The following is a 19,775-nucleotide window of genomic DNA, read 5'->3' as shown; positions in this document are numbered from 1 at the left end:
GCATTTTTACGACTTTTTCTCTGCTAGCCGCACAGATTTATTTTCAGCCGCAAACTACAACTTAAGTCTAATAAGCTAGACTACAGTGAAGTGCCGCTATGTTCTGCCTCTGAAGCAGAATGCTAGGCATGCTTTTATCTGTCATGGGCCAGATCAAAGGAATAAGAATGATAAAAACACCGTTTAGCCATATTAAAACCGGGATGCAGTCTCATCCTTATTTTTTTATCAGTTTTCTGATCACCACGGTGCTGTACGGTATTTTTCAGTGCTTGAGCCCGTGGACCTGGTCGACCTGCCTGCTCATCAGCTGGAATATTGCCGTGTCCGGCTATCTGCTCTTTACCCTGCTGAATTTCTGGCACAGTGATCATCAGCATATTCTGCAACGCGCCCAGCAGCAGGATGCCAGTAAATGGCTGATTCTGTTACTGCTGTTTCTAACCCTGGTGATGTGTTTTATTGCGATTATTGTCGAGATCAACTTATTTGCCCAAACCGACTTTGCACGCATGGGGCATTTTCTGCTGGCGATTACCACTATTTTATGTGCCTGGCTGTTTATGCATACCATTTTTGCGATTCACTATGCGCATGACTATTATCTGGCGCTGCAACAGCATCAGGCAGGTGGTCTGGAGTTTCCGAAAACCCCTTATCCGACCTATCCGGATTTTCTCTATTTTAGTTATGTGATTGGCACGTCGGCACAAACCGCCGATGTCACCATCAGCTCACGCGCGATGCGTATCCTGAATACGCTGCATATTGTGCTGGCCTATATGTTTAACACCACCATTCTGGCGATTTGTATTAATCTGGTGGCCAGCTTTATTCAACACTAAACCGGTTGAGCCAGAAATTCCGCCCATAAAAAAAGGATGGCCTGTCACCATCCTTTTTTCGCTTTTATCACCGACTTATTTTACGCCGTGCGCCGCCAGGTAGTTTTTAATAACTGTGTTGAACTCATCGGCTTTTTCAACTTGTGACCAGTGCCCACACTGGCTGAAGATGTGTGCATCTGCATTTGGCACCACATTCAGGATGTCCCAGGTACGGGATACTGGAATCACCACGTCTTGAGTACCATGAATCAGAAGTACAGGTACGGTGATGTCTTTCATTTTTTCGAAGTCTAACGGGAATTCGAAACGGTCACGGTCACGCGCACCCACCACGTCCATTAAACGGTCAGATGCATAGTCATTTGCAGCCGAGTCAAAACGGACTTTCACCAGTTCGTCTGTAATCAGGTCTTTGTTCACCACGAACATAGACAGTGTCTTACGGATCCCTTCTTCAGTCAGTACTGGGTTCGCGTGCGCTTTCAGTGCCGCAGTTTGCTTGGCACCACCGGTACCCATAGACACGATACCCAGAACGCGCTCTGGATAATCCAGTGCCAATTGGAATGCCAACCAGCCACCTAAAGAGTTACCCACCAACCAGGTTTTCTCGATACCTAAAGCATCTAAGGTACGGATTGCGTGATCAACCCAAGCACGGATCCCGTATTGGGTACCCGGTGCAACAACGGTTTGACCATAACCAATGGTATCAATCGCGATACAACGTGCCTGTTCACCAATTTGTGGCAGGTTTAACCACCAGTTGGCCGCTGCAGATACACCCGTACCTGAACCGTGCAAGAACAGAATTGGCGTACCTTCACCAATTTCATGGTAATGGGTGAGTTCGCCTTCTGCGGTTTCAATCCATTTATCTTCTAAGCCAAAGAATGAATCTGTTGTATAGTCAGGGATTTGGACAGTGCTCATACTTACTCCTCATACAGTCTTTAGCTTGCGTTTCCCTCAATCTTGGAAGGTCTGGACGTCAAGTGACTCGTTGAACATGCGTTTTCTATAGGCTTATATTAACCGCTCCTGCGCTTTCAACTGATACAAAATTACGATTTTAAGCTACAAAAAAACGATTATTTAAGCCATTGTTTTTAAACATTTTAGTTAATTTTAAATCCTTATTTTTATTAGGACTTTCATCTGTTTTTATATAAAAAAGAGCAGCTGGAGGTGCAGCTGCTCTTTGATCTTGACCAATTAGAATGTATAGGTATAGGTCGTCGCGATACGGTGTTCTTCTAGATCGTTACCACCTGAGATATTGTCATAGTTGGTATCAATAAACATGTAGTTGAAACCTAAACCTTTTAGCTTACCTTCTGGTACCACATAGTTCACAATCAGGTTGTTTTCATTTTCTTTGCCACGCGGTTCGCCTGCACCATTATCGACATCCCAACCACGGAAATGACGTGCAGTTGCGGTTAAACCTGGTACACCCACATCAGCAAAGTTATAGGTATAACCCAAGCTCCATGATTTTTCATCTTTACGGATAAAGCTTGCCACCGACCAGTTGTCTAGATAAGGCTGTGGTACCCAACCACCCAATGTCGGGAACATTGGCGCTTTGTTACCATGCTCTCCAAACATTTGCTGGTAGCCTAATTGTACTGTGTGCATACCATGGTTGATTTTTGCACCTGCAGACACGGCCTGGCTGTCAATCTTGCCATACAGCTGGTCACCCGATTCGCTGTTGTCAAAATAACGTACATGGGTGTCTAACTTGGTGTTTTCAGCCAAGGTCGTTTTATAGTTTACAGCGGCATAGTGTTGTTGGTAGATGTTGGTGACATCGGCATACCAGTAACTACCACCCACTTTTGGGGTAAATTGGTGATCAATCCCGGCAATATACATACCGTCATCTGTACTGACTGCTGTCGCAAAGTTGTTTTGCGGAAATAAGCTCAGGTCATGATATTGATTTTCATAACGTGCATTAATGCCATCTAAATATGCCAAGGTCAGTTTAGTATCTTTAATGTCCTTAGACTCTAACCAGGCACCACTATAAGTAGTCAGTAATTGGCGAGATGGATCAAAGAATACCACTGGTGACATTGGTAATAGATCACCAACCTTCAACTCAGTTTCAGATACCTTAACTTTTAAGGTTGCACCAACTTTACCAAAATGATCTTTAGATTCTTTGCCATCGTGAGGTAACACCCAATCCGGATTTTGATCACGGCCGTTGAGTTTAACTGCATGTTGAACCAGTACATCTGCTCCAATTTGCACGCCACCACCAATATCATGATAACCAGACTTGGCATCCAAAGTTACCGCCTGTGACCATGAACCAAAGTTCAATTCTGGTTTATCTTGATACTGACGATCTAAATAGAAATTTTTAAATTTAAGTTGAACATTGCTGTCATCAATAAAATCTGCATATGTAGCAGAAGTTCCTAAAGTTGCTGTCGCAGCAAGCATTGCTATCCATAATTTTTGACGACGCATGGTAAATTTTCCCATTCAGCAGATAAAAACAATGCCGTCATCATGCGTAAGCATAATCAAATAGAAAATCCGACCACAGTATTAAACATTTATCGGTTTGGGCATTTTTTTGATTTCACAGCGCTTTTTTTATTTTTTTTAAGATATTTCAGCAATCATTTCCCTGCTAAATACTCTCCACCCTGCAAATATAAACCTCTGTTATTCATATTATTTTTCACTGTATTTTTTATTTATTTTGAGTTTTTAGGCTTTATTTATTGGTTTTAACATTAACACTTTAACTAATAGCTTTTAACTATCAGTATTATTTATAAAAAATTTAATATTTAAAATAATTCAGCTTTTCCCCTAATTTAAATCCCTTAGCTTTCCATTCCCCCTTCTCCATCCTTTTAAAATAAATCTCGGCTGATCATTTAACAGATTTTTTATATAAAAATAAGATGCATCTTAAATGTATTGAGCTGTGCGCTTTTAAATCCGGATTTATTTTAAAGTGATCGTGAGTCAATCAATCACACCAATAAAAAAGCACCCCAAATATATTTGGAGTGCTTTGTTTAAGCCAGTTTTAAAATTAAAACTTAAGCTTGCATTTCACGTGCTTTAGACATGGTCAACGCCAAGTCTTCAATCATGTCTTCCTGACCACCGACTGTACCACGGCGACCCAGTTCCATCAGGATTTCACGCGCAGACACGCCATATTTCGCTTCAGCGCGTTTTGCAAACAACAGGAATGAAGAGTAAACACCCGCATAACCTAAAGTTGCCGCATCACGGTCTGCACGAATTGGGTTGTGCATCATTGGAATCACAAGGTCTTCAGCAACGTCTTGTACTTTGAACAGGTCAACGCCTGTATCCATACCCATACGGTTCGCTACAGCAATGAACAATTCAAGTGGTGTGTTACCCGCACCCGCACCAAGACCTGCAGAGGCCAAGTCCACACGTACCGCACCGGCTTCAACCGCAGCAACCGTATTCGATACACCCATACCTAAGTTGTGGTGACCGTGGAAACCAAGTTCGATGCTTGGGTCAAGGTGTTGACGTAAGTGACCCACGCGGTCTTTCACGTCTTGAGGAAGCATGTAACCTGCTGAGTCTGTGACATAAATACAGTTCGCACCGTAAGACACCATCTTCTGTGCTTCTTCTAAAAGACGCTCAGGAGAAGCCATGTGAGCCAGCATTAAGAAGCCCACGGTGTCCATGTCGAGTTTACGAGCAGCAGTGATGTGCTGTTCAGAACAGTCCGCTTCTGTACAGTGTGTTGCAACACGAATCGTCGATACACCAATTTCATGCGCCATTTTCAAATGGTCAACTGTACCGATACCTGGAAGAAGCAGTGCAGACACTTTCGCATTCTTCATACGTGGCACAACAGCAGACAGATATTCTTCATCTGTTGCAGCAGCAAAACCGTAGTTCACTGATGAACCGCCCAGGCCGTCACCGTGGGTCACTTCAATTAAAGGTACGCCGGCATCATCTAGCGCTGTTGAAATGGCAATCATTTGCTCAACAGTGGTTTGATGGCGCTGCGGGTGCATACCATCACGTAAAGTCATATCATGAACAATAATCTTAGACATGAGGTTGCTCCTTAAGCTTCAGCAGTGTTGAAAACGTGTTCAGCAAACATTTCTGCAGTACGTGCAGCTGCTGCTGTCATGATGTCGAGGTTACCTGCATATTTCGGCAAGAAGTCACCTAAACCTTCGACTTCTAAGAAGATCGAAACACGGTTACCGTCAAAAATAGGACCATTTACCAGTTTGTAACCTGGTACATATTTTTGCACTTCTTTAATCATCGCATGCACAGATTCAGTGATCGCAGCTTGATCTGGCTCACCTTCTACTAGACAGTGAACAGTGTCACGCATCATCAGTGGTGGCTCAGCAGGGTTAATGATGATGATCGCTTTACCTTGTTTCGCACCACCAACTTTCTCAATTGCACCTGCAGTAGTACGGGTAAATTCATCAATGTTTTTACGCGTACCTGGACCAACTGATTTCGTCGATACCGTTGCAATGATTTCGCCATATTCAACCGGTTGAACGCGAGAAACCGCAGCAACCATTGGAATGGTTGCCTGACCGCCACACGTTACCATGTTGACGTTTGGCACTTCACCAGCCGCAAGCAATGCTTCCAGGTTGACAGGTGGTACGCAGAATGGACCAATTGCAGCCGGTGTTAAGTCAATCATTAACACGCCAAGTTCATTGAGCTTGCGGCTGTTTTCTGCGTGTACGTATGCAGACGTTGCATCGAATGCAATTTTGATGTCATCTTCGATTACGTGAGGAAGAAGACCATCTACACCTTCAGCCGTGGTTTTTAAACCCATTTTCGCTGCACGCGCCAGACCTTCAGATGTAGGATCAATACCCACCATCCATACTGGCTCTAACCATTCGCTGCGTTGTAATTTGTAAAGCAAATCAGTACCGATGTTACCTGGACCGATCATTGCACATTTAATCTTTTTCATGAATGTACTCTCTTAAAATTCTGATCAGGTTGGGGCTTATTCAGCAGCGAATGCCGCTGTAACTGAACCAAAGCCTTCAATTTCAACTTTGAATTCATCACCTGGTTGCGCCACAACCATTGGCCCTAATGCACCTGTTAAGATGATGTCGCCTTTTAACAATGGACGACCACGGCGTACCATTTCATCTGCCAGCCAGACTGCAGCATTCAATGGGTTGGCTAAACAGGCTTTACCCACACCTTGAGAAACCACTTCTTCACCGCGGGTCATGACCATCTTGCAATTCACAAGATCCAGGTTTTCCAGTTTTACCGGTTGAGAACCCAGTACAAACGCCGCTGAAGATGCGTTGTCTGCCACGGTGTCAATCAGGCTGATTTTCCAGTTTTCAATACGGCTATCCACCACTTCTACTGCTGGCAGTGCGTAGTCAGTTGCACTGATAATGTCAGCATAGGTGTGTTTTTCTTTGGTCAAATCTTCTTTAATGACCAGTGCAATTTCTGCTTCAACTTTCGGTTGAATCAGCAAACCTGCAGGAATGGCTTCACCATCACCATAGGCCATATCTGCAAACAACATACCGAAATCTGGCTGATCAACACCCAGTTGTGCCTGAACTACCTTCGAGGTCAAACCAATTTTGCGACCTACTAAACGGCGGCCTTCTTTCAACGCGCGTTCGGTATTTACTTCTTGAACTGCGTACGCGATATCTACATCAGCAGATTCACCGCCTAATTGTGGGCGAATCGGTGCAATCGCAGTTTGTGATAATTCAGCATCTCTTAACGCTTGAGCAACTGATGCAACAACAGCAGAATTCGACATCAATGTTTCCTTAAACTGCAAAAATTGGGCTTATGCTGTTGACTAGATTTTCCGGCATGCAGCTGAACATCGGCCGATATAGGGGGGACTGATCAGAGCGGCAACAGGCTGTTGCTGCCGATCTCTAGCAAACGCGCATAGATATAAACTGATTTAGAATCGGAAAAATGGACTTTTTATGCCAATACTTATTTTATTTTTTACAATAGCTAGAACCTATAACACAGCCACAACTCAACCGACACGAAGCCCCTGATAGCTATAGATTTCCGAGTATTTCTATCCACTTTTTAAGAAAATCTGGATGAGAAGTTTCAGCGCTTAAGGCTTCGGTATTAGACGATTTTATCAGCAGCTTTTAGAGGCAATAAGGCTGCACAGTGTTTATACAGCCTCTAGAACAGAAAAAGAAAGACGAAACTTTGCAATCACGCAACATGCCCAGGCAGAGATCAATATAAGAAGGAAGAAAATAAGCTCTTGAATAAAAGAAGAAGCCGCAAGAGGTTCACTTCTTCTGAAAAGATGCTCTCCCACCTAGATGGCCTGTTTCATTTGTACCTGCTGTAACAGGAACTGATGCAGGCTGCTGACATCCCCGGCAATTTTTAGCGGTTGAAACAGCTGTAACACTTCGACCGTATGTACCCCATAGCTGACACCCACACGCGGCATGGCAATAGCCTGCGCCATTTCCAGATCATAAGAGGTATCGCCGACCATAATTGCCTGCTCAGGGCGCACTCCGGTTTCTGCCAGAATTTCTTCTAACATTAAGGGATGCGGTTTAGAGCGGGTTTCACTGGCGGCACGGGTCGCAGCAAACATTCCCATACTTTGAGTTTGCTGCAGCACACGATCTAGACCCTTACGGCTTTTACCGGTAGCCACCGCGAGTTTTACCCCGGCATTCTGTAAATCATCCAGCATCGCCGCCACACCATCAAACCAGACATCGGTTTTGGAGTTGGCTACATAGTGCTCGGAATAGCACTGTAAAATCTCGCCATGCAATTCCGGCACCATCGGGAACAAACGCTGCGCCACTTCAGGCAGGCCCAAACCGATAATGCTTTTGGCTGCTTCATCGGTTAAGGGTTGCTGAAACTGCTGTGCAGCGAACTGTAAACTCGCCACAATTTGACCGACTGAATCAAACAAGGTGCCATCCCAGTCGAAAATGATGAGTTCTACAGCTGTGTTCATATATGGTTTCCTCGATTTGATTCGGTTTAAATCCACCCCGACCCTCCTTTAAAAAAGGAGGGAGAGCTTCATTAGAAAATAACTTTTATTGCAAGATCACAACAGATATTAATTACCCAACGGCGACATCCATGTCGCCTTTCGCACATTTCGGATGCAGATATCATTTACTATCGCAACGCTCCCTCTCCTGAACGAGTTTAAAGCACTGCTTTAAACGACGTGCAAGAAGGAGACTTGCGCAGCAGTGCTGCTCAGGGAGAGGATTTTTCCGAAATTTAATCTCCCCTTGCGGAACAATGTTCCTCATCTTTAATTTTAATAAAGAGGGAAGTTTCCCACTTAAATAAAGCAAGATGAACGAGAATTAAAAAGCCAAAGATTATTCGTCATCTTCCCCAAGTGTTACTACCTTATCTGCCTTTTGCGCACGGAGCTGTGCGACCAGACTCTGCATATCTTCAGGCAATGGTGCTTCAATGGTTGGATAACCCGGAATCTCCAGACGCATGGCGTGCAAGCATAAACGGCGTGGTTTAGGCCCGCGATATTCGGTTTCATGACCGTATTTTTCATCGCCCACCAGCGGATGGCCAATACTCAGACCATGCACACGAATCTGATGGGTACGTCCAGACAGCGGCGATGCATAGACCAGTGTGGCATGCATAAAGCGCTCTTGCACATTCCACTGGGTTTTCGATTCTTTACCTTCTTTAGACACACGCACGCGACGTTCGCCATTGGCCAGCTCATAACGATGTAAAGGTGCATCAATCAGCTGTTTGTCCAGCGTCACCTGTCCTTTCACCACCGCAGCATAGGTTTTACGGATTTTGTGTTCGCGCAGCATGTCCTGCAAGGTTTTTAATACGCTGCGTTTTTTCGAAATCATCACCAGACCCGAAGTATCGCGGTCAATGCGGTGAATCAGCTCCAGATATTTTTTCCCGGTGGCGGCGCGCAAGCCTTCAATCAGGCCATAGGCCACACCACTGCCCCCATGCACGGCAATGCCCGATGGCTTGTTCACCACCATCAGCCCTTCATCTTCATAGATGACCCGGTTCAGCAAGCCTTGAGCAACTTTGTCCGACACCGGCGCCGGGGTATCATCTTTCTGTTCAAAACGGATTGGAGCAACCCGGATCTGATCGCCAATATTCAGCTTGGTTTCGGCTTTGACCCGTTTTTTATTGACCCGCACCTGACCTTCACGAATCAGACGGTAAATCCGGCTTTTGGGCACGCCTTTTAAACGGCTAAACAAAAAGTTGTCAATCCGTTGCCCCGCTTGATGCTCATCGACTTCAAACCAAGTGACACTTTGCCATTGTTGGGTAGAATTCATACAGTTACGACGACCTAAAAAAATACTAAAATTGATTAAAAACTGATCACTTAGGCTATGCTTTACACAAGAAACATAAGCTTAGCCCATAGGCAGATGATGCAAGGTTTGATATAGTCAGCGCACGGAAACCATCGTAAGTGGGTAAAAGTTGGGTCATTTCGGTTTTTACTGAAGTTGATTATTCAATCAAACACTCCACTAAACACGTAAAGGTCCCAAAAGAATTATGCCGACGCCGAAGGCTTATTATATCGGCAAAACTGCAAACTGTTGCGTTTAATTGTACTTAAGGTACATAAATCAGTTTGCCTGAAAAAATATGTCGCCAACCTCAAGTTGGTTTTTAAACGTAAACTGATACACATCAGACTAGTCGTTCCCTGATGTCGCATTCAGGCTACAGCGTTGATACATTGGATCTGCACAAATTGTAAAGATACGACGATAATTCCGTATCAAGACACTCGACTAAAAGAAGGGATGATCTTTGAGCAATGTGACAGTGAAAGTTACTCACATCCAATGTACCGCTCGTCCGCCAGTGAAACGACCAGGTGACTTTAATCGTTTAAAGATTGAAGCCGTATTGACATCATCAATACGTGAATCATCCACCGAAACCCGATTATCAGGCCGGTAGAGAAACGTTCAGACCGCTGTATTTGAGATCTGAACCATGATCCGTGATGTTTGATGCTCGCTACGTATAGAGCGATGTTTTGCTGTGTATCACTATAAGGTGTTACACCCATGAAACGTATGTTGATTAATGCAACACATGCTGAAGAAATTCGCGTTGCACTTGTCACTGGTCAGCGTCTTTACGATTTTGATTTAGAAAATCGTACCCGTGAACAAAAAAAATCAAATATCTATAAAGGTCATGTGACTCGCGTAGAGCCATCTTTAGAAGCTGTATTTGTTGAGTATGGTGCCGGTCGTCAAGGTTTCCTGTCGATGCGCGAAATTGCCAACTCTTACTACAAGGCCGATCCTCGTCAAACTTCAAATATTCGCGAACTGATTACTGAAGGCACCGAACTGCTGGTTCAGGTAGAAAAAGAAGAGCGCGGCAACAAAGGTGCTGCCCTGTCGACCTTTATTTCACTGGCGGGCCGTTACCTGGTCCTGATGCCAAACAACCCGAAAGGGGGTGGTATCAGCCGTCAGATTTCCGGTTCAGTGCGTGAAGAACTGAAAGAAATGCTGGCCTCTTTAAACGTGCCACGCGGTATGAGCGTGATTGTACGTACTGCCGGTATTGGTCGTTCTCAAGAAGAATTACAACTTGATTTACAGCATCTGCTAGATCTGTGGGCGCAAATTCAAAGCACCTCAAGTTCTGGTCCATCGCCAATGCTGGTGCATCAGGAAGCCGGTGTCGTCACGCGTGCCATTCGTGACTACCTGCGTGATGATGTGGCTGAAATCCTGATTGACTCAGAACAGGCCTATAACGAAGCTTATAACTTCGTAAAAGCGGTGATGCCACGTCAGCTCGACAAGTTAAAAACCTATACCCTAAATGAACCACTGTTCGCGCATTTCGGTATCGAAAGCCAGATTCAAACCGCCTATGAACGCGAAGTCAAACTGCCTTCAGGTGGTTCAATCGTGATTGACCAAACCGAAGCATTGGTGTCAATCGACATTAACTCGGCAAAATCAACTCGTGGTCAGGACGTTGAAGATACCGCACTAAACACCAACCTGGAAGCTGCTGAAGAAATTGCACGCCAGTTACGTTTACGTGACATCGGTGGTCTGGTAGTAATCGACTTTATCGACATGACCAAAGACCGTAACCAGCGTATGGTGGAAGCCAAGCTGCGTGAAGCAACGCAAAGCGACCGCGCGCGTATCCAGTTTGGTCAATTGTCACGCTTTGGTTTAATGGAGATGAGCCGTCAGCGCTTACGTCCATCTTTAGAAGAAGCGACCGGTTATGTTTGCCCACGTTGTCATGGTACCGGCATGGTACGTGACTTACGTTCTCTCTCACTGTCGATTATGCGTAAAGTGGAAGAGATTGCGCTACGTGAGCGTCATGGTGAAGTTCAGGTTGAAGTACCGGTTGAAATTGCAGCATTCTTATTGAATGAAAAGCGTCACAGCCTGGTTTACCTTGAACAAACCTCAAATGTACGTGTAACGGTATTGCCGCACCCGCATTTAGAAACCCCACATTACGAAATCTCTTACAATCCGGAAGGCTTTGCCCCAACCAGCTATGAACGCACAGCAGCCACCCGCTTAAGCGAACAGGAACTAGGTTATGAAGCCTCTGAATGGCATTTAGAAGAAGAACAGCACGCTCAGCATGCAGCTGCGCCTGCAGCACCGCAAAAGGAACAGAAGCGTCCAGCCAAAGCTCAAGCCGCTGCGCCTGCACAAGTGGCCCCTGCTGCCGCTGCACCAAGTGCTAGCCCATGTGCATGGTTAGAAAACCTGTTTGTGCAAAAACAGGCCAACACGGTTGATCAGTCACGTAGCGCCAACAATGCGGCTGCAGCGATTGAGCAAATGGTCAATAATGGCGCAGTTAGCCGTGGCCAGTTCGGTCAGATTGCAGCTGCGGCGCCTGTGGCTGCACCAGCAGCAGCAACCAGCAATGCTTATCTTGCCCCATCAACTGTGGCCAAGCATGAGCGTGATCACGCTGAAAAACCGGCTGAACGTGAAGAAAAATCATCACGTCACAACAACAAAAAGCGCAGCAAGCACAAAGAGCCGCGCGAGCAAAACAGCCAGAATGACAACAGCCCAGCACAGCATCAGGTACACGAAGAAGTGGTGCAGCTGTCACGTCAGGAGCAACGTCAGGAAGCGCGTGAAAACAAACGCAACTCCCGCCGTCAGCACAACAACAATGAACAGACGCAAAACGAAGCGCAACAGCAAGATGCTGTGCCACGTCGTGACCGTCGTAACCAGCAACGTCCAGAGCGTCCAAATCGCCACCGCGATGCCAGCGTGCTGAATGACACGGCTGCACCGGCAGCAGCTACAGCAGCACCAGCCGCTGAAGCACAAGGCCTGAAAGTGGACCTGGTGGATGCACCACGTCAGGACGTGATGCCAACTGCTCTGGTGGTGAATGTTGATGCTGCACAAAGTGAAATTGTCGCGCTAAACCAGAACACAGCCGCTGCACCTGCAGCAACTGCTGAACTTCCGGTTGCGACCAGCACTGAAGCAGTAGAAGAAGCACCAGTACCAAAAGAAGAAGTGGCACCTGCGGCAATTGTGGCTGAAGAGCACAAATCGCAACCGGTGAAACGCGCCAGCAACGATCCGCGTCAGCGTCGTCGCCAGCAACGTGAAGGTCGTGCGCAACAAAACCAGCCGCCAAAGCTGTCACCATCTCAGGTTCCAGCCTTGCAGCAGTACACGGTAGGCAGCCTGATCCGTCATGTGTATGGTGAAGATTGCTCGGTGCTGATTGAGCAGTTTGGTTTAATTCCAACCTTCAACCGCGCCCTGCAAAAGTTCACTGAACAATATGCAGCCAGCCTGGTCGCTCAAGCACCTGCGGCAGAAAGCCAAAAGCAGCCTGTGACCCGTGATGTTGAAGTCAGCAAAGCCGAGCCAGAAGCAGAACCTGCTCCTGTGCTGGACCTGACTCCACCAGCGCCAGTCAAACGTGTGGCCAATGATCCGCGTGAGCGTCGTCGTTTAGCCAAACTTGCTGCCGAACAGGCGCTGGAACAGGCCAAACAGGCCCATGCCGACGAAGCAGAAAAAGCACCCGCTAACGCTGCACCAGCAGAAACTGCGGCGGACGCTCAAGCAGCTGAAGCAACAGAAGCCACTGCTGCAAGCAGCACAGCAGCACCTGTAGAAGCGACTGCCGAGCCAGCAGCAACTGAAGCAGCACCAGCGGCTGAAACCACTGCGACTGAAACTGAAGTGGCGACTGAAGAAAGCGCTGCAGCCGAAGCACCGGCTAAAGAAACAGCGAAAGCTGAAGCAGCGCAACCAGTACAGGCTGAACTGCCAGTTGATGCAGCAGATGCCAGCGAAGCACCGGCAAATGCAGAAGCTGAAGCTCCAGAAGCCGCAGCAGACAAGGCCGAGAAAGAAAAACCGGCACGTCCGCGTCGTCCACGTGGCCGTCCACCAAAGAAAGCCAACACCTCAACTGAGTCATAATTTGCTTTTTTGCAGGTGAATAAAAAAATCCAGTCATTTCGGTGGCTGGATTTTTTTTGTTAATTTGTCAGATTAGGTTGATTACACTACAACGAAACGATTAAAACCTTAAAGTGCAATATTCATGCGCTAGAACTACAGATTGGATGTCGAGAATAAATAGGATTCATATGAGCCATACAACACAACATGATCTTATTGGTCTGGCCGATGTCGCCGCCAAAATTCCAAAGTTTATCGGCAAAGTCCCGAATCTTATTCAGGGTCTGAGTCAAGCCTATTTACGAACGCCATCCACCCCTGCCGGTCTGGGCATTGCCTTTGAAAAAGCGGTCAAACGTAATCCGCATGGTCTGGCTTTAATGTTTGAAGAGCAGCGCTTTAGCTACAAAGCCCTGAATGAATGGGCCAACCAGATTGCCCACTATTATCTGTCACAAGGCGCACGCAAAGGCGATGTGATTGCGGTAATGCTGGAAAACCGCCCGGAACTGATCGCGACTGTCATCGGTCTGGCCAAAATTGGCGTCACCATTGCACTGGTAAACACCTCACAGGTCGGCAAGGTGCTGACCCATAGCATCAATCTGGTCAAACCGGTCGCGCTAATTGTTGGCGAAGAATGCCGTGCTGCGGTAGAGGAGATTCGTCAGGCGCTGGATTTGCCGGCAGATCGTCTGGACTGGTTTGCCGATCAGGAAACCCAGCGCGATGCGGGCAAAGCTCCGAAAGGCTTTAACAATCTGGCCGAAAAGATCGACCATTTTCCGAAATTCAATCCGCCGACCACGCATTCCGTCCAGGGCAAAGATGGCCTGTTTTATATCTATACCTCGGGAACCACCGGCCTGCCGAAAGCCGTGGTGTTCACCCATAGCCGCTGGACCCTGGCCTATGGCACCTACGGCCATGTACTGAATCTGAATCCAAAAGATGTCATGTATGTGACCCTGCCGCTGTATCATGCCACTGGTATTGTGGTGTGCTGGTGCGGCGTAATTGCCGGTAGCGCAACCCTGGCAATTCGACGTAAATATTCCACCTCCAGCTTCTGGAAAGATGTACAGAAATTTAATGCCTCTGCCATTGGTTATGTCGGCGAGCTGTGCCGCTACCTGATGGATGCACCACCATCCGCGCTGGATCAGGGCCATCGTGTTACCAAAATGATTGGGAACGGCATGCGCCCGAATATCTGGAACAAGTTTAAGCAACGCTTTGGCATTGAAGAAATTCTGGAGCTGTATGCCTCCAGTGAAGGCAATGTCGGCTTTAGCAACATCTTTAACTTTGACAATACCGTTGGTTTTTCTCCAACCCCTTATGCGATTGTGGCTTTCGATAAAGAAAAAAATGAACCGGTCCGGGATGCGCGCGGCTGGTGCCAGAAAGTCAAAAAAGGTGAAGTTGGTTTATTGATTGGCAAAATTACCCGCCGTTCGCCGTTTGATGGCTATACCGATCCGGAAAAAAACAAGGCGGTGATTTTAAAAGGCGTTTTCCAGCGTGGCGATCAATACTTTAATACCGGTGATCTGGTACGAAATATCGGCTTCCGTCATGCCCAGTTTGTTGACCGCCTGGGTGATACCTTCCGCTGGAAAGGTGAGAATGTTTCCACCACCGAAGTGGAAAATATACTCTGTGATTATGAGAAAATTGCCGAAGCGGTGGTTTACGGCGTAGAAATTCCAGAAACCAATGGCCGTGCCGGAATGGCGGCCATTACCTTAAATACCGATGCAACACTGGATGAACATGACCTGCAGCAGATGGTGAGCCAGTTTAAACAGGCCCTGCCCGGCTATGCGGTTCCGGTATTTTTACGGATTCAGGCCCAGGTTGAAACCACCGGCACTTTTAAATATCAGAAAAACAAGCTCAAAGAACAGGCATTTAATCCGGCAGCTACCACGGATCGTTTGCTGGTGTTGCTGCCCGGTGCAGCGGCTTATACTGATCTAACCCCGGAAATTTTCGAGCAGATTCAAACCTATCAATACCGCTTCTAAGCCCAAAGTTGTCTATTTTTTGATTCCCTAGCATGAATTTGTTTCATTTATAATCAAACATAGACAACTTTTTTATTTTTTACTTGCGCTCAAACGAGATCTTGCTACAATACGCTCCATCAAATGATATGGGTCGTTAGCTCAGTTGGTAGAGCAGCGGACTTTTAATCCGTTGGTCCCGCGTTCGAGTCGCGGACGACCCACCACTCATTTGAAAGCCTAAGATGGGTCGTTAGCTCAGTTGGTAGAGCAGCGGACTTTTAATCCGTTGGTCCCGCGTTCGAGTCGCGGACGACCCACCATCTTTCCTTAGGAACTCTGCAAAAACTCCAGTTCTTGCATCTTAAAAAATAAGCAGCTTATTTTTTATTCCTCAGGGTCGTTAGCTCAGTTGGTAGAGCAGCGGACTTTTAATCCGTTGGTCCCGCGTTCGAGTCGCGGACGACCCACCATTTATCTTCCAGAATAAATATCCTCGCTTCCCTACTCTGCATTGCACATTTATATGCTGGCCTGCATTGCATCTGCGCTACAACCTTAATATTGATATGGATGAAAGAACGCTCGATCTGCTTTTGCTAATCGGCCGACTTTTCCAGATAATAAGCATGTGCCGGTAAAGGATTACGGGAAAAATACTGCTGATTTACCGTCGATACTGTGGCAATTTTTTCTAAATCCATGCGTAGATTCTGCGTGTCATCAATATCATAAAAAATTTCCACCCCATTACTGCGATGCACAATAATCTGGTGTGCGGCTTCATCATACATCCAGTAATCCAGATGATAATTCATTTGTGCACCGGCCATGACCCGGCCAAGATAGACAATGGAACGATGTGCGGTGCCATCAGGCAATAAAGTCAGAATAAAATCGGCTGTACCGGTCTCACATTTGACATAGGCATCTTCACAGCTAATTTTTACCTGATACCGGCCGACATAGGCCAAGGCCGCTTCCGGCACCACGGCTTTATCGGCATCTTTTGCAGATGGAAATACCGGTTGGCCAGCCACTTCACTCAGGCGTTTACTTGGCACATCTTCCGTCACCTGCAGGTCTGCCACGGGTGTAAACGGCTGTGCCTCCTCTCCTTCTTGACTGTTAAACGTCGGGTCACAAGCGGCCAAAGACAGGCAACAGATTCCCCATAACCATTTCGAACAATGCACAGCCAATATGGTGTCTCCCGGGTATCAATAAAAATAGCCACCGTATCATTGCTGTCCCACAATTTTTCACAAGAGGAAGCTCATTTGAGCTTCCTCTTGTTTTATGGGTATTTTATCGGGTGAAAATAAAGCTTTTAAAGTTCTTCTTTCAAACAAATTCACTTGAATTATTCTGAGTAAACGTTGAACTGTCCAACCTGTTTTTCCTAAATGTCGAGCGAAACTCACCAATAAATAGGCGATCATCGCAATCCAGATTTGTGTCTGAATTGCGTTCCTGCTGCGGCCTAGAAACGCTTTTAATTTGAGATTCTGCTTAATCGCCTTAAAGAACAGCTCAACTTTCCAACGATCTTTATAAATCGCCGCAATGGTGGAGGCGGCTAAATGAAAGTTATTGCTGAGAAAGCTAAAGTGCTTGCCACTTTGCTGATCTCTATATTCAATTCTTCTTAACACTGGGGCTTTTCTTTTTAGGGCATGTGCGCTATTCAGCTGAATGGTTTCATCTTTTAGAATACCTTTGGATTCAAGCACTGGATGTTGCTGGATCACCTGATACACAGATTTAGGCCTAAAACGTGTGACAAATCCAATGTTTTGAGCAGTCAGATTTGCATACCATTGGTAATCGACATAGCCTTTATCAAAAACTACAATGCTGCCAGCAGGAAACTGGAATTTGCGGCCTTGTACCATGTCATTTTCTTTGCCATTTTCAACTGCAACAAACTCAGGAATATCATTGCTGTGATTCAATCCTATACTGAGTTTCATGCTGGCTTTTGAGTCGTGAACTTTGGCCCATTCACATAAGGAAAGCGACAGGTCAATATGACTGGCATCCAAGGAATACAAGGGATTCTTAAAGCGAAATTTATGAGCTACTTTTGAGTGTTCATAGTATTTAAGCAACTTGTAAAATAGCTGTTGATACAAGGCAGCAGGCTGCTGCTCATTGATTCGTGCCAGCGTGCTTCGGGGAATAGACTTTGCTCCGAGATGACTCAGCTTTTCCTGTTGGCACTCCAAATTGGATTGAATATCTCTCAGACTTTGCCTACAAGAGAATTGAGACATCAATATGGCAATAAACTGATCCCACCGGGAAGCCGCTCTAAATTTCTGTCCAACATGGTGTACTTTAGCAAGTTGTTCAAAATCCTGTCGCACAACAGGTTTAATTAGCTCATGAAATACGGTATTCTGATGTGACAAAACCTGAATCCTGGTCGTTAAAGTGTTTGTTTGCACTCATATTTTAACTGTTAGGACTCAGGTTTTTTATTTAAAGCAAACTATGGGACAGCAGTGGCCACCGTATGCCTTTGCATCAGGTTGATGGGCACACAGCAAAGCTATTGAAATTATATGAATTTTCACCAAAATCTACAGTTTTTGTAGACCTGTTTCAAGATTTTAAAGCGCAATATTTATACCGTGTCATTTTATTTACATAAATTAACGATTTATAGCGCATTGACCCTTTAAAAACGGAAATAGGTCGCCATTTTTATTTTATGAGTTCTTGATTGACTCACCATTTTATTTTTTAAGGAGACCTCAATGGCCAATGTTGGTTTATACCGCTCTAACCGCTCAAACATGATTGCAGGTGTAATGGGTGGTATTGCTGAACGTTTTGGTTGGAATGCAAATTTACTCCGCATTATTTTTGTGTTGGTATCCATTATGAGTGCCGCCTTCCCGGGTATTCTGGTGTACTTGGTACTGTGGCTGGTGATGCCGAAAAAGAAAGCTGAAATTGAACACGTGAATGGCTATCGCAATCCGGTACGTACCATTCATGAAGATCAGAACAGTTACCGTTAATCTTCATTTTTCTTGCACAGTTTAAAGCTACGGTGGCCCCCTATTACCGTAGCTTCTTTTTTCTGGCTTTAACTTTCCGTAGTTTTGCTGCGTAGCCAGATCAGACGCTGGTTCATGGCGGCAATCATATCGGCGCGGCTAATAATCCCGACCAGCTGCTGCTGTTCCACCACTGGAATATAGTTAAACGAACGTTCCACAAAATACGGGACCAGATCGGCAATACTCTGATGTGGTTTTACCGTCACCACCTTGCGGTTCATAATGTGTTTGACCTGATGCTGCCATGACATCCGCACATCGGTAGCATGTTTAAACCATTCCACCACTTCATACAGTGCCAATGTGCCGACCAGTTGCTGCTCGGCATTTACCACCGGCAAGCTCATTAAATTGACCTGCTTGAACTTGTCTAGCGCGAGCTGGATATCATCATCCTGCTGCAAGGTAATCACATCATGGGTCATGATATCTTCACAGCGCCATTCCTGCACGTTTTCATCCTGCATACGCGCATTGGCTTGATATTGCGCTTCCAGAATAATTTTCTGCAAGTCATATTCACTAATGTCCAGCAGCTCGGTCTGATGCTCCAGCACATGATGAATATCTTGCGGCTGAATGGTGACTTTCTGGGTCGGGGTCGGGTCTTGCGAACGCAGGTTCAGCTGGGCCTTGTGTGGATATTGCTTGCCAGTCAGTCGGTTAAACATCATTGCCACCAACAGCAATAACAGCGAATTTAACAGCACCGGATAAAAGATAAATAAATAGCCCAGTTCACTGACCGCCTCACCGCCCAATACTGCGGTAATCGCCACAGCACCACTCGGTGGATGCAGCGAATCGGTCGACATCATTAAAATAATAGATAAGGCCACCGCCACACTAAAGGCTTCGGTCAGATTCGGAATATACAGCGCACAAGTCACACCAATAATGCCGGCAATAGTATTGCCAATCACCATATTCCACGGCTGTGCCAGCGGACTGGCCGGCACCGCAAACAGCAATACTGACGACGCACCCATCGGCGCGATATACCAGGCATTAATATCGCCCAGAATCCATAAGCTGATCAGTGAAGATAAACTTAAGCCCAGCAAAGCACCCAATCCGCACAACAGACGTTCTTTCAGCGGCAGTAATTTGAAATTGGGTTTTAAGATTTCTAACCATTCAGATTGCGGATGAAACACGGGAATCCTTTGTGATTTTGGCGACGGCCGCCATTATAAAATGAAGCAGCTTATAAGATGTATTCATTCTATATCTTATAATTATGAATTTTTCTGTTGAGATGTATATCAGTATAGGCACACTGAATCATCCTCTTTTTAGAAAAAATTGATAAGCCCT

General features: G+C 46.0%; 14 protein-coding genes and 3 tRNA genes. 7 read left to right on the top strand and 10 right to left on the bottom strand.

Features of this window, described 5'->3' with window-relative positions; genetic code table 11:
- Positions 1-167: 167 nt before the first annotated feature.
- Positions 168-845, top strand: a complete 678-nt coding sequence (locus F905_RS13975) for a DUF1345 domain-containing protein (RefSeq protein WP_005181979.1) — start codon at positions 168-170, stop codon at positions 843-845.
- 75 nt (positions 846-920) lie between these two features.
- Here F905_RS13975 and F905_RS13970 read toward each other — a convergent pair whose 3' ends face one another.
- The 7 genes from F905_RS13970 to F905_RS13940 all read right to left on the bottom strand — a co-directional run bounded on the left by F905_RS13970 (position 921) and on the right by F905_RS13940 (position 9,241).
- Positions 921-1,781: an alpha/beta fold hydrolase gene (locus F905_RS13970; RefSeq protein WP_005181976.1), complete on the bottom strand. Its 861-nt coding sequence runs from the start codon at positions 1,779-1,781 to the stop codon at positions 921-923.
- 282 nt (positions 1,782-2,063) lie between these two features.
- Complete coding sequence (locus tag F905_RS13965; protein WP_005181973.1) at positions 2,064-3,335, bottom strand: OprD family outer membrane porin; 1,272 nt, start codon at positions 3,333-3,335, stop codon at positions 2,064-2,066.
- A gap of 587 nt (positions 3,336-3,922) precedes the next feature.
- Entirely contained in the window at positions 3,923-4,942 is a 1,020-nt protein-coding gene (gene dmpG / locus F905_RS13960) for a 4-hydroxy-2-oxovalerate aldolase (RefSeq protein WP_005181971.1), read from the bottom strand.
- Positions 4,943-4,953: 11 nt separating this feature from the next.
- Entirely contained in the window at positions 4,954-5,850 is an 897-nt protein-coding gene (locus tag F905_RS13955) for an acetaldehyde dehydrogenase (acetylating) (RefSeq protein WP_005181969.1), read from the bottom strand.
- 36 nt (positions 5,851-5,886) lie between these two features.
- Positions 5,887-6,684: a 2-keto-4-pentenoate hydratase gene (locus F905_RS13950; RefSeq protein ID WP_005181967.1), complete on the bottom strand. Its 798-nt coding sequence runs from the start codon at positions 6,682-6,684 to the stop codon at positions 5,887-5,889.
- Between the two features lie 537 nt (positions 6,685-7,221).
- Positions 7,222-7,890 carry an HAD-IA family hydrolase gene (locus F905_RS13945; RefSeq protein ID WP_005181965.1) on the bottom strand — a complete coding sequence of 223 codons (669 nt, stop codon included), beginning with the start codon at positions 7,888-7,890 and terminating at the stop codon, positions 7,222-7,224.
- 382 nt (positions 7,891-8,272) lie between these two features.
- The gene (locus F905_RS13940) at positions 8,273-9,241 is read right to left on the bottom strand and encodes an RluA family pseudouridine synthase (RefSeq protein ID WP_005181964.1); all 969 of its coding nucleotides are present in this window, start codon (positions 9,239-9,241) and stop codon (positions 8,273-8,275) included.
- Between the two features lie 753 nt (positions 9,242-9,994).
- Here F905_RS13940 and F905_RS13935 point away from each other — a divergent pair.
- The 5 genes from F905_RS13935 (at position 9,995) to F905_RS13915 (ending at position 15,860) form a co-directional block, all read left to right on the top strand.
- Positions 9,995-13,396 carry an Rne/Rng family ribonuclease gene (locus F905_RS13935; protein ID WP_005181961.1) on the top strand — a complete coding sequence of 1,134 codons (3,402 nt, stop codon included), beginning with the start codon at positions 9,995-9,997 and terminating at the stop codon, positions 13,394-13,396.
- A gap of 170 nt (positions 13,397-13,566) precedes the next feature.
- The gene (locus tag F905_RS13930) at positions 13,567-15,408 is read left to right on the top strand and encodes a long-chain-acyl-CoA synthetase (RefSeq protein WP_005181958.1); all 1,842 of its coding nucleotides are present in this window, start codon (positions 13,567-13,569) and stop codon (positions 15,406-15,408) included.
- Between the two features lie 130 nt (positions 15,409-15,538).
- A tRNA-Lys gene (locus F905_RS13925) sits at positions 15,539-15,614 on the top strand.
- A 20-nt stretch (positions 15,615-15,634) separates the two neighbouring features.
- A tRNA-Lys gene (locus tag F905_RS13920) sits at positions 15,635-15,710 on the top strand.
- 74 nt (positions 15,711-15,784) lie between these two features.
- A tRNA-Lys gene (locus F905_RS13915) sits at positions 15,785-15,860 on the top strand.
- Between the two features lie 126 nt (positions 15,861-15,986).
- Here the strand turns inward: F905_RS13915 and F905_RS13910 are convergent.
- Together F905_RS13910 and F905_RS13905 are read right to left on the bottom strand one after the other, a co-directional pair.
- A complete protein-coding gene (locus tag F905_RS13910) occupies positions 15,987-16,583 on the bottom strand; it encodes a hypothetical protein (RefSeq protein ID WP_228127902.1) in 597 nt (198 codons plus the stop codon).
- A 66-nt stretch (positions 16,584-16,649) separates the two neighbouring features.
- On the bottom strand, positions 16,650-17,801 hold the full coding sequence (locus tag F905_RS13905; protein ID WP_005176703.1) for an IS4-like element ISAbe18 family transposase: 1,152 nt from the start codon (positions 17,799-17,801) through the stop codon (positions 16,650-16,652).
- Positions 17,802-18,149: 348 nt separating this feature from the next.
- On the opposite strand from F905_RS13905, the gene F905_RS13900 reads away from it, so the two are divergent.
- Positions 18,150-18,416 carry a PspC domain-containing protein gene (locus tag F905_RS13900; protein WP_005181954.1) on the top strand — a complete coding sequence of 89 codons (267 nt, stop codon included), beginning with the start codon at positions 18,150-18,152 and terminating at the stop codon, positions 18,414-18,416.
- Positions 18,417-18,484: 68 nt separating this feature from the next.
- Here the strand turns inward: F905_RS13900 and F905_RS13895 are convergent, their stop codons facing one another.
- Positions 18,485-19,615, bottom strand: coding sequence for an HPP family protein (locus tag F905_RS13895; protein ID WP_005181952.1), 1,131 nt, complete (start codon positions 19,613-19,615; stop codon positions 18,485-18,487).
- Between the last annotated feature and the right edge of the window lie 160 nt (positions 19,616-19,775).

This window comes from Acinetobacter sp. CIP 53.82, assembly GCF_000369465.1.
Lineage (GTDB): Bacteria > Pseudomonadota > Gammaproteobacteria > Pseudomonadales > Moraxellaceae > Acinetobacter > Acinetobacter indicus.
This window is presented reverse-complemented; position numbering and strand designations above follow the sequence as displayed.

Excerpts from the sequence above, each read along its gene's own strand:
- F905_RS13975 (WP_005181979.1), top strand. The coding sequence starts at position 168 with ATGATAAAAACACCGTTTAGCCATATTAAAACCGGGATGCAGTCTCAT.
- F905_RS13970 (WP_005181976.1), bottom strand. The coding sequence starts at position 1,781 with ATGAGCACTGTCCAAATCCCTGACTATACAACAGATTCATTCTTTGGC.
- F905_RS13965 (WP_005181973.1), bottom strand. The coding sequence starts at position 3,335 with ATGCGTCGTCAAAAATTATGGATAGCAATGCTTGCTGCGACAGCAACT.
- dmpG (WP_005181971.1), bottom strand. The coding sequence starts at position 4,942 with ATGTCTAAGATTATTGTTCATGATATGACTTTACGTGATGGTATGCAC.
- F905_RS13955 (WP_005181969.1), bottom strand. The coding sequence starts at position 5,850 with ATGAAAAAGATTAAATGTGCAATGATCGGTCCAGGTAACATCGGTACT.
- F905_RS13950 (WP_005181967.1), bottom strand. The coding sequence starts at position 6,684 with ATGTCGAATTCTGCTGTTGTTGCATCAGTTGCTCAAGCGTTAAGAGAT.
- F905_RS13945 (WP_005181965.1), bottom strand. The coding sequence starts at position 7,890 with ATGAACACAGCTGTAGAACTCATCATTTTCGACTGGGATGGCACCTTG.
- F905_RS13940 (WP_005181964.1), bottom strand. The coding sequence starts at position 9,241 with ATGAATTCTACCCAACAATGGCAAAGTGTCACTTGGTTTGAAGTCGAT.
- F905_RS13935 (WP_005181961.1), top strand. The coding sequence starts at position 9,995 with ATGAAACGTATGTTGATTAATGCAACACATGCTGAAGAAATTCGCGTT.
- F905_RS13930 (WP_005181958.1), top strand. The coding sequence starts at position 13,567 with ATGAGCCATACAACACAACATGATCTTATTGGTCTGGCCGATGTCGCC.
- F905_RS13900 (WP_005181954.1), top strand. The coding sequence starts at position 18,150 with ATGGCCAATGTTGGTTTATACCGCTCTAACCGCTCAAACATGATTGCA.